General features: G+C 53.1%; 14 protein-coding genes. 6 read left to right on the forward strand and 8 right to left on the reverse strand.

The features are described 5' to 3' along the window. Position 1: 1 nt before the first annotated feature. Positions 2-250 carry a hypothetical protein gene (locus KOR42_RS14255; protein ID WP_146510505.1) on the reverse strand — a complete coding sequence of 83 codons (249 nt, stop codon included), beginning with the start codon at positions 248-250 and terminating at the stop codon, positions 2-4. Positions 251-683: 433 nt separating this feature from the next. On the opposite strand from KOR42_RS14255, the gene KOR42_RS14260 reads away from it, so the two are divergent. Both KOR42_RS14260 and trpS read left to right on the forward strand, forming a co-directional pair. Then, positions 684-1610, forward strand: a complete 927-nt coding sequence (locus tag KOR42_RS14260) for a dihydroorotate dehydrogenase (protein ID WP_146510506.1) — start codon at positions 684-686, stop codon at positions 1608-1610. A gap of 52 nt (positions 1611-1662) precedes the next feature. Further along, entirely contained in the window at positions 1663-2646 is a 984-nt protein-coding gene (trpS, locus tag KOR42_RS14265; protein ID WP_146510507.1) for a tryptophan--tRNA ligase, read from the forward strand. A gap of 113 nt (positions 2647-2759) precedes the next feature. Here trpS and KOR42_RS14270 read toward each other — a convergent pair whose 3' ends face one another. Continuing rightward, positions 2760-3725 carry a C-terminal binding protein gene (locus KOR42_RS14270; RefSeq protein WP_146510508.1) on the reverse strand — a complete coding sequence of 322 codons (966 nt, stop codon included), beginning with the start codon at positions 3723-3725 and terminating at the stop codon, positions 2760-2762. Positions 3726-3794: 69 nt separating this feature from the next. Then, on the reverse strand, positions 3795-4997 hold the full coding sequence (locus KOR42_RS14275; RefSeq protein ID WP_146510509.1) for a GIY-YIG nuclease family protein: 1203 nt from the start codon (positions 4995-4997) through the stop codon (positions 3795-3797). Between the two features lie 205 nt (positions 4998-5202). Here KOR42_RS14275 and KOR42_RS14280 point away from each other — a divergent pair, with 205 nt between their 5' ends. The 3 genes from KOR42_RS14280 to KOR42_RS14290 all read left to right on the forward strand — a co-directional run bounded on the left by KOR42_RS14280 (position 5203) and on the right by KOR42_RS14290 (position 8281). Then, complete coding sequence (locus KOR42_RS14280) at positions 5203-6252, forward strand: Gfo/Idh/MocA family protein (RefSeq protein WP_146510510.1); 1050 nt, start codon at positions 5203-5205, stop codon at positions 6250-6252. Between the two features lie 79 nt (positions 6253-6331). Then, positions 6332-7732, forward strand: coding sequence for a UDP-N-acetylmuramoyl-L-alanine--D-glutamate ligase (murD, locus tag KOR42_RS14285; protein WP_197441194.1), 1401 nt, complete (start codon positions 6332-6334; stop codon positions 7730-7732). A 51-nt stretch (positions 7733-7783) separates the two neighbouring features. Continuing rightward, entirely contained in the window at positions 7784-8281 is a 498-nt protein-coding gene (locus KOR42_RS14290) for an MOSC domain-containing protein (protein WP_146510512.1), read from the forward strand. Here KOR42_RS14290 and KOR42_RS14295 read toward each other — a convergent pair. The 4 genes from KOR42_RS14295 to KOR42_RS14310 all read right to left on the reverse strand — a co-directional run bounded on the left by KOR42_RS14295 (position 8225) and on the right by KOR42_RS14310 (position 13998). Further along, entirely contained in the window at positions 8225-9574 is a 1350-nt protein-coding gene (locus tag KOR42_RS14295; RefSeq protein ID WP_197441195.1) for an MFS transporter, read from the reverse strand. The two genes, KOR42_RS14290 and KOR42_RS14295, sit on opposite strands and share 57 nt — an antisense overlap. A gap of 156 nt (positions 9575-9730) precedes the next feature. Beyond that, positions 9731-10762 carry a 2-oxoacid:ferredoxin oxidoreductase subunit beta gene (locus KOR42_RS14300; RefSeq protein WP_146510514.1) on the reverse strand — a complete coding sequence of 344 codons (1032 nt, stop codon included), beginning with the start codon at positions 10760-10762 and terminating at the stop codon, positions 9731-9733. Between the two features lie 86 nt (positions 10763-10848). After that, a complete protein-coding gene (locus KOR42_RS14305) occupies positions 10849-12765 on the reverse strand; it encodes a 2-oxoacid:acceptor oxidoreductase subunit alpha (protein WP_146510515.1) in 1917 nt (638 codons plus the stop codon). 351 nt (positions 12766-13116) lie between these two features. After that, complete coding sequence (locus KOR42_RS14310) at positions 13117-13998, reverse strand: NAD(+)/NADH kinase (RefSeq protein ID WP_146510516.1); 882 nt, start codon at positions 13996-13998, stop codon at positions 13117-13119. A 94-nt stretch (positions 13999-14092) separates the two neighbouring features. On the opposite strand from KOR42_RS14310, the gene KOR42_RS14315 reads away from it, so the two are divergent. Further along, on the forward strand, positions 14093-14863 hold the full coding sequence (locus KOR42_RS14315) for a hypothetical protein (RefSeq protein WP_146510517.1): 771 nt from the start codon (positions 14093-14095) through the stop codon (positions 14861-14863). Positions 14864-14914: 51 nt separating this feature from the next. Here KOR42_RS14315 and KOR42_RS14320 read toward each other — a convergent pair whose 3' ends face one another. Then, complete coding sequence (locus tag KOR42_RS14320; protein ID WP_231740930.1) at positions 14915-17143, reverse strand: hypothetical protein; 2229 nt, start codon at positions 17141-17143, stop codon at positions 14915-14917. Positions 17144-17156: the final 13 nt, after the last annotated feature.

Below are 17156 nucleotides of genomic sequence, written 5' to 3' on the forward strand. Positions count from 1 at the left end.
ATCACTCCGCCGCGAGATTCTGTTCGTACAATCGTGCGATGTCTTCTTCCGTCACTGTGATAATTCGCGTGAAACCGGTGTGGGCTCGCTCATAGGTAATTTTTGATGCGAGTTGCGGCTGCAGTTGAATGGCTTCAGCGATCACATTCTTTTCTTCCGGAGTCAGCCCGCTGATTGCATCATCCCAAAGAGTCAAGGTTTCGATGACAAGGGATTCCAGTCGAGGATCGAATTTGTTGTAACCAGCCATGTTTCTTTCGCGATGTGAATTTTTGAGAGTACAACACTTTGTTCCTACTGTAGCGGTCGACCATTGACGTGTCGATTGACGAGACTGGAGTTGGGCGAATCCAGTCGCATTTCGGGTCGCATTTTCGGGCGGGGGAATCGGTTCCGAGAAGAACGAAACAGCAGGAGTGCGAAATCCTCGACGATTCGATACTTTGACGAGGTGAGAGTCCTTCTCGTTCCACTTCAAGTTCGGGTGCGATTGTCCGTGCAACAGAGCGGACTGCACTTTTCGCATCCCCACGAACTTGCATCGCGGAATGATCACGAGGAATGATCACTCTGTTTGGTTGAGAAATCGACGCAAACCCAGTGAAAGTGACTCTTACCGGAAGTCGTCTCGAAACGACAGAATTGATGAACAAAATGACATCGCTACGGAAGACCAATCGCTGATGGCGGATCTGCAAGTTACGTTGAATCGATTAAAACTCCGAAATCCCATCCTCGTGGCATCGGGAACCTTTGGATATGCACGCGAGATGGCGGCGTTCGTCAATTTTTCGGATCTGGGAGGAATCGTTCCCAAAACCGTGACGGGAGAATCTCGCATTGGCAATCCTCCTCCGCGGACGGTTGAAACGTCTTCCGGAATGCTGAACTCGATTGGGCTCGATAACGACGGGATTGACGTCTTTATTAACAAGCACGTTCCCTATCTGACGGGGCTTGATACCGCGCTGATCGCGAATGTGGCTGGGCGGACCGTTGACGATTTCGCGATGCTGGCCGAACGACTCTCCGGCGTTTCGGGGATCGCGGCTGTTGAGCTGAACATTTCGTGCCCCAATGTGTCCGGGGGAGTCGATTTCGGAACGAATCCGGATTCCGCCAAGGAAGTGGTCGCAGCTGTTCGAAATGCGTGTCCGTTTCCGGTAATTGCCAAGTTGACCCCGAATGTGACCGACATCACTGCAATTGCTGCCGGAGCTGCAGAGGGAGGGGCTGACGCGGTCTCGTGTGTGAACACGTTTCAGGGAATGGCGATTGACTGGCGACGACGGAAAGCGGTTCTCGGAAACGTTCTCGGAGGATTGAGCGGACCGGCGATCAAGCCTCTCGCACTCCGGTGTGTTTATCAGATCGCCAAATCGGTCGACATCCCCATTATTGGCATCGGAGGGATTTCAACGATTGATGATGTGTTGGAATTCCTCGTTGCCGGGGCAACCGCCGTTCAAATTGGAACAGCGAACTTTTACAATCCTGCGGTCTCTGGATCGATGGCGACGCTGCTCAATCAGCAACTCGACGCGGACGGAATCCGCTCAGTCGCAGAAATCGTCGGTTCCATTCATCAGACAACTCAGCAATCATGCTGAATTGCGTCCAGGTGACGCGTTCGAGTTTCTTCAACCAGATAATGTTGTAGCTATGCGAGTTCTCTCCGGTATCCAGCCAACTGGGCGATTTCACTTAGGAAACTACTTCGGCGCGATTCGGCAATACATCGCATTGCAAAACAACGAGCAGGCTTTCTATTTCATCGCGGACCTTCACGCGCTGACGACCGTTCGTAATCCGGAAGACTTTCGGGCGAACGTTCGCGATGCAGCACTCGACCTGTTGGCTCTCGGGCTGCAACCGGATCAGGCGACTCTCTTTCGACAATCGGATGTTCCGGAGGTGACCGAACTCACCTGGCTGTTGATGACGGTCACTCAGATGAGTCTTCTCGAAAAGTGCCATGCCTACAAAGACAAAATCGCGAAGGGCTTGCCAGCGGACGCGGGATTGTTCACGTACCCGGTGTTGATGGCGGCCGATATCCTTGCTTACGACAGCGACCTTGTGCCAGTCGGTCAGGATCAGATTCAGCATGTCGAAGTGACTCGAGATCTCGCTCAGCGTTTCAATCACATCTACGACACTGAAGTCTTCGTTCTTCCCAAATCTCATGTTCTCGAAAGCACCGCAAAAGTTCCGGGAACTGATGGCGAGAAGATGTCCAAGAGTTACAACAATACGATTGGTCTCTTCGAGTCACCTAAGAAGATGCGTAAGAAGTTCATGTCTGTCAAAACAGACTCAACACCGGTCGAGGATCCCAAAAATCCGGAGACCTGCGCCGTCTTCGGGCTCTACAAACTCTTTGCGGACGAGACGGAACAGAAGGCTCTTGCCGAACGTTACCGGGCAGGGGGAATGGGATACGGAGAAGCGAAACAGACGCTTTACGACAAAGCAATGGAACACTTTGCCGAAGCTCGTTCTCGTCGTGAAGAACTGGAAGCCAATCCGGACGAAGTCGAAGACATTCTCCGCGCAGGCGCAGCGAAGGCTCGAGTCAAAGCACAGGAAGTTCTTTCTCGCGCGCGTGAGGCATGCGGAATGTCCGCTCGTCATGCCAACGACTGATCGACTGTTTTGCCACTGTCTTCTTTGAAACTGTCTTCTCGCACATCACGGGGAGACGCAACACTGTTCGGAAGAGTGAGTTCAAGCGAGCGCACAGGAAAGAGCAATTTGCTCTAGCTGTCGATTTCGACTCCGTTGACGATGTTTTCCGGCTGCTCGCCTCGAACCATGGCGACGATCTGATGGGCGACTCGTTCGCGCAATTCGATAAGTGCTTCTTCGGAAACAAAGGCTGCGTGCGGTGTTGTCACGACATCTTCCCGGCGATAAAGCTCGTCGGTGATGTTGGGAGGTTCAGGAGAAAAGACATCCAGTCCGGCCCCGGACAATTTTCCTGTCTTCAGCCCCTGTAAGAGTGCGTCGGGATCAACGAGCCCTCCGCGCGATGTATTGATCAGCACAGCCCCTGGTTTCATTGCCGAGATCGCCTTGCTGTCGATGATGTTGTGGGTGTCCTCCTTTAAGGGAACATGCAGGCTGATGTATTCCGAAGTCTTCAGTAACTCTTCAAGGCTCACCATCGTGCAACCGGTGCCGTAGTCGTTTCCGGAAGGAGTATAAGCGACGACATCGAGACCGAAGCTTTCGGCACGAGCCCGGACAGCTTGTCCAATCCGACCGAATCCAATCAGTCCCAGTCGGGAGCCTGCGAGTCGTTTCATCGGAGGCCCGGAGGACAGATCGTATTCGCCGCGTTTTGATCGCAGATGAAAGAATGCGATATTTCGTTCGAGAGCGAGCAGAAGCGCCAACGTATGATCAGCAACTTCGGGGATGCAATAATCGGGAATATTCGTCACCGTGATCCCTTGGGACGTGGCGAAGTCGACATCGATGTTGTCGAGGCCAATTCCCATCCGGCAGATGAGGCGGCAGTCCGAAGCCGATTCGATCACGGTCTTCGTCACCTGTCCCCAGCAGGTTGCGATCGCAATCACATCCTGAGCAAGGTTTGCGAGAGTCTCTTCGGAGTCATCCGGAGCGTCGACAATTTCGAGCGACTCTTCCGACAAGATCTTGGACTCGATATCGAGTTCAGTCCACGGGTGATCGGTGATCAGAACTTTCTTTGAGGCCATCGCGTTCGTTGTCCTTTTCCTGAGCTGCCTGAACCTGTCAAAATCGCACTCGGTTGAACTTCTCTTTCGTTAATCAGCACGGCGACGTTTGATCAGTCGGAGGGCAGCGGAATAACTCAATCGTGATGTTTTCTCTTTCGGGAACTGGCGAAACCATCGAAACAGAATCCGAGCGGTTTCAAAGTCTCCCGGGCGCAATTGTTCGTTCGGTCTTGTCGGTTTTGAATGGCGGGTTCTCGAAGAATTAAGCGGATTTAATATTCCCATAGCCTGTTCGACGCTGCTCGGCTCGTCAATCAACTGGTGAATGACACCGCGCGAAACGACAAGCCATCGAGGTTGAGAATCAATTTCGGAAGTGAATCGGTAGACAAAATTCGCTCGATTGGTCCAGTCATGAAATCGCCGCAGTCGATCATTCAGGTATCGAAATGCTTTCATGCGGTCACGAAGGCGAGCGGCGGTCTCGAAGTTTTTCTCACCGGCAGCTTCGCGCATTTGAGTTTCGATCTCAGCTGTCACGTCTTCAGCGGACCCATTCAAAAATGATCGTGCGCGTTTGAACGCGCGGAGATATGCAGTCTTCGAACACTTGCCAATACAGGGGCTGAGGCACGTTCCGAGATCCGCCCGTAAGCACGGAGTGGATGGAGCTTCGGGAGTCGGTTGACCAGAGAAATACAAGACCGTCGACTTTGGGCAATCACGAAGTTGGAAGTGGAGGTTTAACTCTTCTGTCGCATCTCTGGACCATTGATTGAATGGGATCGGTCCCCAGATGCCCTGATAGCGACCACGCAGTTCTTCGACAAACTCGAACCCGCCGACCGGGTGATCGATCGCGACGACATATCCCGTTTTAAGCTGAGTCGGGTGACCGATGACATTCATCAAGGGGCGAAATTTTCGGATCAGTTCTCTCTCGCGAATTCTGGCGATGAGTCCGTGATCCAGCGGCTGCCAGATCAGTCGGACGGCCGCCCGACGAATTCGCGATTCCCTTCGGCGAGCACGTTTTTGCGTGAAGTAGGTTTGTAACCGGTTCGCCAGGGAGACCGACATCCCGACGTAGACGATTTGATTCTCAGAATTGATCAAGCTGTAGACGCCCGGACTCTGCGGGCAGTTTTCCCGCACTCTCGAACGGATCGTTTTGAGTGTTCCCGTCAGATCGATTGTCCGGACCGATTCACGGCTCGGGCAGCGTTCAGAAGTCGCAAAAGTTGTCGCAAGTTCTTCTGGGATCGTTACTTGCGATCGTTTGCGGGGCATTGTCCGTCCTTGTAAATCATGCTGTGCATCCTGTCTCCGGCAGAGCAAATGATCATATCTGGGGAATGGTCAGAGAGTGAAGATGGAAATGGAACCGCCTTGCCACTCCCGACGATTTTCTCCACTCAGGGGACTCCCTGTGGAATGCAGAAGTCGATACGATGCGTCGCTTGGAACACACTTACAGATTGAGGTTTGAGAAACAATGGCGGAGACGATTCGTATCGGACTGATTGGTGCCGGAAAAAATACACAGGAACGTCATATTCCGGAGCTGAAAAACATCGACGATGTCGTGATTGCTGGCGTCGTCAATCGTTCGATGGAGTCGTCCCAGGCTGTCGCCGAAAAGTTCGGAATCGAAAAGTGTTTCTCATCACCTCAAGAGTTAATCGAATCACCCGACATCGATGCTGTCGTCATCGGGACCTGGCCCGATCAACATTGTTCGCTCACCTGTGCGGCTCTCAAAGCGGGGAAGCACGTTCTGACCGAAGCCCGGATGGCGCGAGATCTTGCTGAAGCTCGCCAAATGCTGGAGGCAGCCAAGGCGCATCCCGAACTTGTGGCTCAAGTTGTTCCCAGCCCGTTCGGGCTCGTTTGTGGACCGTCTGTCAGTTCGATGGTTAAAAGCCACTTTCTCGGAGATCTTCGCGAAGTTGTTGTTCTCGGCGCGAACGATCAATTCTGGGACTACAGCAAACCGCTGAGTCCTCGTCAGGATTCTCAACTGAGCGGGAAGAACATTCTGTCGCTCGGCATTCTCCACGAAACTCTGATGCGATGGGCTCCCGAGCCAGTTCAGATTTTCGCTCAAGCGGAACTCTTTGAGCCAACACGACCTTCTGCCGACTCCGGAGAGTTCGTGACAGCATCGGTTCCCGACAGCGTACAGATTCTTTCTGAACTCAAAGGGGGCGCCCGCTGCATGTATCATTTGAGCGGGGTGATTCTCTTTGGTCCGGGGCTTCAGATTCATCTCTACGGAAGCCGTGGCACGATGAAAATTGAATTCGTGAACGGAGAAGAAATCGTCTGGCACGGACGCGCAGGTGACGAAGAGCTGCAACGGCTCGAAATCCCGGAAGAAGAACTTGGGCGATGGCAGGTCGAAGAAGATTTCGTGGCAGCGATTCGAGGAGAACGGAAGGTCGACCTCACCGATTTTGAGACAGGCGTGAAGTACATGGAATTCGTCGAAGCTGTTTCGATGAGTGCTGAGTCGAATCAGCCCGTCGAACTTCCACTCGAATAGGAGAGCGTCCACGCCTCGTCATTGAGTCGGCGATGGTCAACGACTGCGACTTCGTGCTTCAGAAACTTACGGAATGACTATGGACCGTGGAGATCCTTCATTCGCGGGACAGCGTGTCACGGTCATGGGGCTGGGTCGCTTCGGCGGCGGTATCGCGGTCGTCAATTTTCTTCTCGACTCCGGAGCGCGAGTCACTCTCACTGATTTGCAGTCGGCCACAGCGTTGCAGCAATCGCTCGCCCAGATTGATGTTTCCCGTCTTGAATCACTGGTTCTCGGCGAGCATCGGCTGGAAGACTTTGTGACTGCCGATCTGATCGTCGTCAGTCCGGCGCTCAATCCGAATCGAAATCGATACACGCTTGCAGCGATCGAGCAGGGAACCCCACTCACCAGCGAGATCGAGATCTTCTGGCGAAATTGTCGCGGATCGAAAATTGTCGTGACTGGGACGGTCGGAAAATCGACCACTTCGACACTCATTCACACGATGCTCCAAGCGGCCGGAAGAGCCGCCTTTCTTGGAGGCAACATCGGTGTCAGTTTGCTTCCAACAGTCGGAAGCATTCGGGAAGAAGATTGGGTGGTCCTGGAACTCAGCAGTTTCCAACTCAGCCAACTGGCGTCGACTCAACCGATTCCTGAGATCACTGTTGTCACGAATTTCAGGCCCAATCACCTCGACTGGCATCCCTCGATCGATGACTATCGGCAGTGCAAGGAACAGGCTTCTCGCTGGCAGACTGATCGGCAAGTGACGATTCTGAATCGCGATGACGAGGCTCTCCGAAACTGGCCCGGAGCTGGGAAGCGAATCTGGTTTGGTCGCTCACTTCAAGAGAGTGAGCAGGGAGCACGAGTGGCTCCCGAAGGCATTCTGCTTCAGGCCGAAACGGGGCAGACCATGATTCCGTTCAGCCAGCTTCCTGATCGGTTTCAGTATCGTCATCTGCAAGAGAATCTCGCAGCTGCTCTGGCGGTCACGGGAATCTGCCTCGAGCTTCCTCCGAATCAACTCGTCGACGGAGTTCGCAGATTCGAGCCGCTGTCTCACCGGCTGGAAGTGCTTTCCGTGGACGGACCGGTCACATTTGTGAATGACTCGAAAGCGACAACACCGGAAGCGACAATCGCTGCTGTCCAAAGCATGGCGAAGCCGATCTATTTGATTCTCGGCGGGAAAGACAAACAGGTCGATCTCCGTCCGATGTGTGAAGCTTTTTCCCAACGTGTTCAAGGAGTCGCCTGCATTGGTGATGTCGGGGAGACACTGGCCGATCACTTCCGTGAATTGACCCCCGGATTGCCTGTTGAAGTCGCCGCGAGTCTTGATCACGCTGTTGAGTGGTCGATCAGCCGAGCGAGGTCCGGTGACATCGTTCTGTTGTCGCCAGGGTGTGCGAGTCACTCGGAATTTTATAACTTTGAGCATCGAGGGGATGAGTTTCGTCGGATCGTGAGTGAACTCCTCTCTCGATGATCAGTTCATCGAAGCTTTGAGATAGTTCAGTGAGAGAGAGAGGGTGGCCGGATGACATCGATCGACTTTGGTGATTTGCTCCAGAAAGTTCCTCAAGTGGGACGATTGGAATCGATCGGTGTGTCACCGGGGAAAAAAGAACCGATCGAGCAGCTGGAGACCGCAACCCTGAAAGTCGGGACCGGAATTGAGGGTGACCATCACTGCGTCAATCGACCGGGTGGGCATCGGCAGGTGACATTGATTCAAGCAGAGCATTTGCCGGTCGTTGCGCAACTCTGTGGTCGCGATGCTGTCTCTCCGGAGCAGCTTCGTCGAAATCTTGTCGTCTCTGGAATCAATCTTCTATCGCTTAAGAAGTCGACATTCACCATTGGCGATGTCCTTCTGGAAGGGACCGGTCCTTGCGATCCGTGTCGGCGGATGGAAGAGAATCTCGGAGAGGGAGGCTTTCAGGCGATGCGCGGGCACGGAGGGATCACCGCGAAAGTTTTAACTGGTGGGACGATTCGTCTCGGTGATCCGATCACTCTCGTCTGCGCCGAGTGATTCGTCACTGGCAGATTGTCTGGATGTTGGTTGGACGACGGGAAGTAGAAACAGCGGGGCAGTCATTCGCCCAAACCAGGAAACGCCAAAGATCATCGTATAAACGAGATTCGGAGCGATCTCGCTTTGCTTAAACGCCCAATCGAGGTAGTACCCGCCTAAGAGGCCAGCGATGCCGGCGATCAGTCCGCTCCACTGACGCGAGAGGCTGATATGAAGAGAGTTGTCGCTCACCGGTGCGAGTTTGAGTGTGAGATTTTGTAGTCCCACATTGACGATTCCGAAAGCTCCCCAGGCAAGATTCGCACCCACGATCAACCACCAGAACTGTGGAGTGGCTGTCATCCAGAAAGGCATCGCGCAGCTGACGATGAGCAGTCCGAGAATGGTGATCTTACGATCCTGGTCTCGATCGCACATGGCTCCTGCCCAGCGAGCAGCCACGATTTGCAGTAGCAGCATCATGGCTGTCAGGACGTAATACGTTTCGAGCGAAACGTGTAAGACACTCACGCTGAATTTGAACAGAGCGACCTGAGTGAGACCTTGGAAGAAAGCGAGCCACCATCTCGAACAGAGCAGCCAGCGAAACGATGGGCTGAGTTCTTTCCACCGCGTTCGTGAATACTTGGGAATGATTTTCGTCGTGATCGGAGTCTTGGTCTCCGGCAGTGAAAGCATCGGAAGAATGGAACTGAGTGCAAGGGCAGCCCCAGTTCCGAAGATCACGAGATAGCTCCAAAGTTTACAATCACTGGGCCATTCCGAGATCAGTCGACTCCTCAGCAAGCCGAAGCTGGTCGGGACAATAATCGAAACAATCAGGCCAGCAATTCGTCGTCGAGAAAAGAACGTTCCCCAGTTCTGCTCGGGGACCAGATCGCTCAGCCAGGAAATGTAAGCACAATACGAGATCCCCTGTGCCAGATACCAAACGATGATGGCGGCCAGGATGATCGACAAAGAAAGGTTGTTGAAGCGTTCGGGAAGGAACAGAAAGACCGCAGGAATCACCAGTGCCGTCAGTCGTGCGATGATCAGTCCGCAGATCCAAAGGCGTTTTCGTCCTCGGAACCAATAAAGAATTCGACGAGTGAATACTCCCAGCGACTCTGCACATTCCGGAGCGACCTGTATCGCAGCCAGATACAGAGCCGACTGTTCAAACTCGTAGATGAAATAGTTCAGAAATCCGCCGGTCGTCAATGAGTTTCCGGCGGTGAATAAAGCCTGACTCAACATGACCAATCGGGTCACCGTTTCGGTGCTGAACTTCCGTGTCCCGTTGGGCAATGCAACTCCTGCATCTGAACAATTCATTGCGTGTCGACGAAGACGGCGCGATCTCTCGGCCGCGGCTCTTCCCAGAGAAGTGCTCTCCAGAACACTTCATGCTTCGACAAGATAGAAGTTTTTGACGCAGAGTTCATCTCTCGGAGATGAGAGATTCTACGATTTGGCTTTCACTTCCCAAGTGTCCCCGGAGTTGAACAACTTGTCGAGATCGCCTGATCCTTGCGAGGCAATGCAATCCTTGTACTGACGGTCCACTTCTCCGTCGTAAGTCGGCCGTTCGATGGCTCGGAAGACGCCCATCGGTTCAGGTGAGTCGGGCCATCGCATCTGGGCGAGTCGAAATGCGTGCGTTGGATCGTCGATCGTTTCATCATGGAAGAGAAGGTCGTCTTCTTTGACGTCGCTCAGAGTGACAATATCTGGATTGCCAGCACCATCGATCCGAACTCCCTTGTCCCGGGCTTTGCCATAAATGAGTGGCTTCCCGTGTTCGAGGTAAATGCAGTTCTCTTCTTTTTGGTCCTTCTTGGTCGCGAATTCAAAGGCACCCGAGTTAAAGACATTGCAGTCCTGATAGACTTCGACGAATGCCGATCCCTTGTGATTTGCTGCCCGTTCCAGGACTGAGGTGAGATGCTTGATGTCGACGTCGGCACTTCGTGCGACAAATGTTGCCCCAGCACTGATCGCGATGGAAAGAGGATTGAGGGGACGATCAACGGATCCGAACGGAGTGCTTTTCGTTTTTTTGCCGAGCGGACTGGTCGGAGAATACTGTCCTTTCGTCAGTCCGTAGATTTGATTGTTAAACATCACAATCTTCAAATCGACATTTCTTCGCAACGCATGCATCAAATGGTTTCCGCCGATCGACAGGGCATCTCCGTCTCCGGTGATTACGAAAACCGTAAGCTCCGGTCGAGCGACTTTCAGACCTGTGGCGATGGCTGGGGCACGACCGTGGATGCTGTGCATTCCATACGTTGACATGTAATACGGGAAGCGACTGGAGCAACCGATTCCGGAAACGAAGACGATATTCTCTCGGGGGATACCGAGCGTTGGCAGAACTTTCTTCATCTGAGCGAGGATCGAATAGTCCCCGCATCTCGGGCACCAGCGAATCTCCTGATCGCTTGCGAAGTCTTTTTGAGTGAGTACAGGAAGACTTGTATCAGCCGACATTGGGTGTTCCACTTAATGAAATGAATGATTCAACTCAAAATGTTTAACTCAAGAGCAGCAGCCGCTACGTCATCGATGTGTCCGGTTTAATCTTCGAGAAGTTCATCGATCTTGGAACACAATTCCCCGATGAGGAACGGTTTTCCTTTGACCTTGCTCATGCTAACGGCATCGACCAGAAAGTGAGCACGAATGATGATCCACAGCTGTCCTGAGTTTAATTCGGGGATAAGGACCTTCTTGTAACGACTTAAAATCTCGCCGAGGTTTTTAGGGAATGGGTGAATGTATTGAAGATGGCAGTGGGCGACGGATTTTCCCTGCCGTCGGGAAGCAGCACATGCTGACTTGACCGCTCCATATGTTCCGCCCCAACTGATGACCAGAAGGTCTCCGGATTCTGGACCGTCAACTTCCTGATCGGGAATCGATTCCGCGATTTTTTCCAGTTTCTGGCTTCGGATTTGGGTCATAAGTTGGTGATTATCGGGGTCGTACGAGACATTTCCCGAACCGTCTGATTTTTCGAGACCGCCCAGTCGGTGTTCAAGTCCAGGGGTTCCCGGAATGGCCCAAGGGCGGACGAGGTTTTCATCACGCAGATACGGTTGGAATCCATCGCCGTTCCCATTGGATTCCTTCGGGTGACGGACTTTGACTCGATACAGCCCATCGACTTCCGGAATCTTCCACGGTTCCGCACCATTTGCGATATAACCGTCGGTCAACAGGAAGACGGGAGTCATAAACTCGACAGCGATTCGAACCGCTTCTTGCGCCATTGCAAAGCAGTCCGCAGGAGAACGGGCTGCAATCAACGGCATGGGACAGTCCCCGTTGCGGCCGAAGTAAGTTAAGAAGAGATCGGATTGTTCGGTCTTCGTCGGAAGGCCCGTGCTGGGGCCGCCGCGTTGAACATCGACGATCACCATCGGGAGTTCCATGATGACCCCCAATCCAATTCCTTCTCCTTTGAGTGCAATCCCCGGACCGCTACTCGCTGTGACGGCCAATGCCCCGCCGAAAGCGGCTCCAACGACGGATGTAATCGCCGCGATTTCATCCTCAGCTTGAAACGTTCGGACTCCGAATCGCTTGAGTTTTGAGAGTTCGTGGAGAATATCACTGGCGGGAGTGATCGGATAACCGCCGTAGAAGAGTTCTGTGTCGGCAAGTTTCGCTGCGGTGACCAGTCCCATCGCAACAGCTTCGTTGCCGGTCACTTTTCGATATTTGCCGGGCTGAAGTTGGGCTGCGGGAACTTCATAATGGACGGTAAATTGTTCCGTCGAGAAACCGAAATTATACCCCGCTTTTAACGCCCGGAGGTTTGCTTCGAGCACACTCGGGTATTTCCCGAATTTCGATTTGACCCATTCTTCCGTCGGCTTAGAATCTCGTTCGTACAGCCAATAGACCAATCCGAGTGCGAAGAAGTTCTTACAGCGATCCGCTTCCCGGACACTCAATCCGAGTCCTTCGACTGCATCCCGTGTGAGGCGGGTCATCGGAACTTTATGAACCCTGTACGCGGCAAGTTCGGATTCATCGTCCAGCGGGTTGGAGTCGTAGTGGGCTTTGCCGAGATTGCTTTTGTCGAAGGCGTCTTCGTTGACGATCAGCGTTCCGCCACGTTTCAGATCCGCAAGATTTGTCTTCAATGCCGCCGGATTCATCGCGACGAGTGTGTCGACTTCGTCTCCGGGGGTGTAGATGTCTCCACTGGAGAAGCAGAGTTGAAAACCCGAGACTCCGAAGAGCGATCCGGCAGGGGCACGGATCTCGGCGGGAAAGTCTGGAAGCGTGCTGACGTCATTCCCGAAAACTGCTGAGACATTCGTAAACTGCGTCCCGGCGAGTTGCATTCCGTCGCCGCTGTCACCACAAAACCGGATGACGACGGATTCAACGGTTTGAAGTTCTTTGGATGCTGCTTGGCTTTCAACTGGCGTTTCGCTCTCCGCAGTCTCTTGCTCACTCGACTCTCGACTCTCGGATGACATCGCTCCGTAACTCCTCGGTGACTCTGATGAGTCTGCTATGTCAGAAAGATCTGAGAATGCATCCAGTTCCGACTCGCCCTGTCAAAGGGAATTCGTGTGAGAGAGCATCAACAACTCTCTGGTGTTGAAATTCCAACACGACGATTCTGAAGGACGGATAACATACGAGATCCAGTTCCTGACCGAATTCAGAGACGGAAGAAACACTTCCCTCTCTCCTATGACCTCTGAGTTCATTCTTGCAATTCACTGCATGCTTGCAAAGACCTTACATCGGGAAATCGGCATGAGTTGATGCGTTTTTCGCGAATTGCAATTATTGGCTGAATCGAATCTTGACGGGGAACGAATCTAGTGTTCCTTGCGTGGGATCCGCGAGCGTCGGTAGCGAGGTTGGCCATCCCATCCGAGCTTACGATGAAGCGTGCCGTAAAAGTCGTATCCTTCGACACGAAGAAGCTGAAAAGAGATATCCGCTTCGCGAACGATGACTTCATCACCTGACGAAAACGGAACACGAATCTGTCCATCTACGACCAGCATGACTCCATCGGGGACATGATCGGAGGTCAGCCGGTACTCCGCATCAGCCCGGTCGACAATGGGACGCACGGTCAATGTGTGGGGACAGATCGGAGTGACCACGAAGGCTCTCAAATCCTGTCGAAGAATCGGACCCCCGGCGGACAGGTTGTGGGCTGTCGAACCGACAGGGGTGCTGACAATCAATCCGTCGCCGCTGAAGGTGGTGACCTCTGTTCCGTTGATTGACAGTTCGATATCGATCAGTGAGAGCGAAGCCCCCGCCAGGATCGCCGCTTCGTTGAGGCCATGGTATCGGGATTCCTCTCCGTTCGCGTGACGATGAACGCATTCAAACATCAAGTGCGAGACGATGGTAAAACGACGCTCAACGAGATCGTCGAGAATAACTTCCACTTCGTCTTCCGCAATCTCCGCGAGGAATCCCAGTCGGCCAAGATTGACTCCGAGAATGGGGATCTGTTCGTTCTCGAACCAGCGGCAGGCGCGCAGAATCGCTCCGTCTCCTCCGACGACCAGTGCGACGTCGACATCCTGATCTCCAATCGTCTCGTCCGAAGTTGTCAGCGTGGCGACAAGCTCAATTCCTTCCTTCTCAGAGAGGATCTTGCTCAGTTTTCGTTGCGCAGATTGCACATGGGATGACTGGTCGCGAGCCACAATTACGATTTTTAGAGCAGGCTCGGACATGCCACGCTTTCTTCTCATTCGGAGTCAACCCTCGTCCTGAGGAAGGTCGAGGTGATACAATACGGAGACGATTCATTCAGCATGAAGATAACAGATGTTTTCACAAGTGTCGCATCTCAAAGTTCGTTTGCCGCTAGGTCACTTTTGTGGTGAACTCGGTAAACTCTCGTGGTCAATGCTGTTGAGCTGCGCGATGTTGTCGGGGGCTTACGCAGAAGAACCCGCATCTTCAACGGACGATCCGTCCTTGCGGGGGGCGACTTCGGAACAACGTCGAGAAGTGATTCAGCACGTTGCAGATTCCGCGAATCGTTTGGGAACGAAAATCCAGAATGGACAATTTGGTCCAGACGTTCTTGACGAACAAAAACGTGTCCTCGAACTGATCCGACAGCTTCTCTCGACAGACAGTCAAACGGATTCTCTCGCGAACCCTAAGTCCGAACAGGCGGAATCAACGGATCGACTTGAGGCAGGACAATCGGAGGGTGAGCCATCAGAGGGAACGGCGGAACAGCGTCCGGAAAGTTCGGAGATGACATCGAATGACCCCTCGAATTCCTCTCAAGGAGGCAGTTCTGAAGAGCCAACAGATGGAGCAACTGGTCACGGAGCAGGGCAGGGTCCTGCGAAAGAGCCAGCTGCTGAGAACTGGTCGCCGTGGCAACGTGCGACACTTGAAGACGCTGTGTGGGGACACCTTCCCCCTCAAGAACGAAGGCAACTCTCTCGGACCTACAGCGAGACGTTTCTGCCGGGCTATGAAGATCAGGTCAAAGCTTACTTCGAACGGTTGACTCGACTGGGAACCCGAGCAGCTGAGTCGCGAACCTCGCCGGAAAATTCCGGCCCTCGCGACGAGTGAAGGCTTCTCTCGAAACGATTCAGGCAGATGAAATAATTTTCAGCTGACCGGTCAACGTTTGGTTCGAGTGTCATAGACCTTTCGGTAAACGGTCCAGTGGTTGTCGTCTTTTGTTGCCACGAGCAACAGCCACTGATGAGGATCGGAAGAGTCGATCAATGGAAGGTCTTCAAGAAAGTCATCACATTTCGGTGAGAGCTGACTCACGACGGAATAGATGCCAGCTTCGGTGCGGAAAGCAGTCGAGTATAAAAAGTTGGCTTCGCTGCGGTGTCCATATTGGTCAATCACTGGAACGGCCATCGGCCTCATCTGATCAGCCTTCTCAACTTCCGAGTAATCAAAGAATTCGGAGTCTCCGCAGAATACGATCCGATCGACCGGATACCAGTTCGTATTGTTACGCTGCTGGATTGGAATTTGACGGATCAGTTGAGCATAGACGTCGTCTCCGAATGCTTCTCGCAATCGCTCCTGGAGGGCGAGATGCTGGTTGCTGGCAGCGGGGTCAATCGGAAGTGTCCAGTCAAAGTCTCCCGGAGGTGTTTGGTCTTCTGTCGGAATTTTCATTCGGCGAAAGACTTGAGGAGACCATTTATGAACAGCCTGAATCAGATGGGCGCCGCTGGGAAAGCTTCCGCGATAGAACGGAATTTCGTTCGGGGTCTCGTCGGGGCGACGGTACTGGACGTTATTCGATCCCGACATCGATTGCAGATCGATCGAGGTGAGAAGTTCTCGGTCGGCTTCGAGGTCGAGTTGTCTCGAAGTTGAAAGAAGCATTGTGTGGAGTTCGTTCACGCGTGCGATTTGTCCGTCATCGGTCACGTCAACGATCGTCAGGCTTCCGCCTTCATTGCTGCCTTGCATGGCATAGTTGGAGGTCGTAATTGCACCGAACGCGAAGAGGACTGTCATCACTGGAAAGGTGACCCATGTCCACTTTCGAAGCCCGAGCGATCCCAGACAAAGATAGTCCAGCGGTCCGATCGCAAGAACGTACAGAAACAACGACAGTGAAATGAACCAGAGTGGAAGAACTTTCATTCCTGTGGGTTGGGTTCGCTGCAGAAAACTGGCTCCGCCCGAAGAAGGTGTTTGGCGAAACCGCGTCACAAACGCATCGATTCCCGGGTCGTCGACGGTGTGAAAGTTCCAGTTATTCAGAACGGTGTAACGTCGACCGGGGTCCCATGACCATTTTCCCGATTCAAGAATTGGAGCAACTTGTTCTTTGCGAACCTTCCACAAATGGACGAACAGCTTGAGTCGTTGCTGCTCGGTCAACGATTCAATCACCTTCTCCTGAGGATCGGTTCTCACGTACGCCACACGGCCGAATCCGGAACGACAGGTCAGAATTTTCTCTTCATCTTCAAAAGAGAAACCTCCGCCAGGAGTTTGAAAGACATGAGGATCGGATTCTGGAAAACCTCCCAGTGAATTCAGAGCCGTCAACTCATCTGAGTTCACGTGTTGAGATGAGTTCAGTAGGATCAGACAGCTTCCCCCGGCTCGAATCCATGCCTTCAATGCAATGATTTGCTGTTCGCTGAGCTTGGCGAACAAGTCGCTCGAAATGATGACCAGATCGCTGACGCAATGTTCGAGAGGGCTGTTGGGGAAATCGATCGGTTCCAGAAGACGCGAAAGGGACACAACCGGACGATCAGCCTGAGTCTGATCATCATAGTCCGGCAGACACGTTTCGAGAAAAAACTCGTGGCAGAGTTCCTTCTCTTCGGTCGTCATCCGGTCGGAATCGGGCGACGCTAACGTGACCACGCAAGCGCGGCGACTTGCGCCGGGAGTTCGAATCACCTGCGGATTCAGCGCGTGTCGAATTCCATCGCTCGATGTGAAAGTGACGAAGACATCGTATTGCGATTGCCACAGCCTCGCTGTCGGTGGCTGAATGAGAAACTCATAATCCTGAGTCCCCGATGTGAAAAACAGATTGTCGAGCTCATAGATTCCGACTCGACCGCTCGCGTCGTTGACGAGTTCGAGGGTCAGATCTCCAGAAACACCCGGGGCGGGCAAACCGCATTGGACGCGCATTCGAAGCAAGATCGGGCCGCCTGATCGATTGGAATAGGTCTCGGAATCGAACTCCACGAGCAGTGGGTATGATCGGGCAGGTTGAGCTTGAAGAGAACCGACGCACACAAACAACACGAAGACACTGAGGCTTAGCAGCAATTTCGTCCAATTGGAGTGTGATAGGTGTCCGGATTTCATCGATTCGCTCATCAGAAACAAAATGTCGGCACGGGCCATGAATTCATGTTCA

Origin of the sequence: Thalassoglobus neptunius, assembly GCF_007859735.1 — a bacterium.
Taxonomy (GTDB): Bacteria; Planctomycetota; Planctomycetia; order Planctomycetales; family Planctomycetaceae; genus Thalassoglobus; species Thalassoglobus neptunius.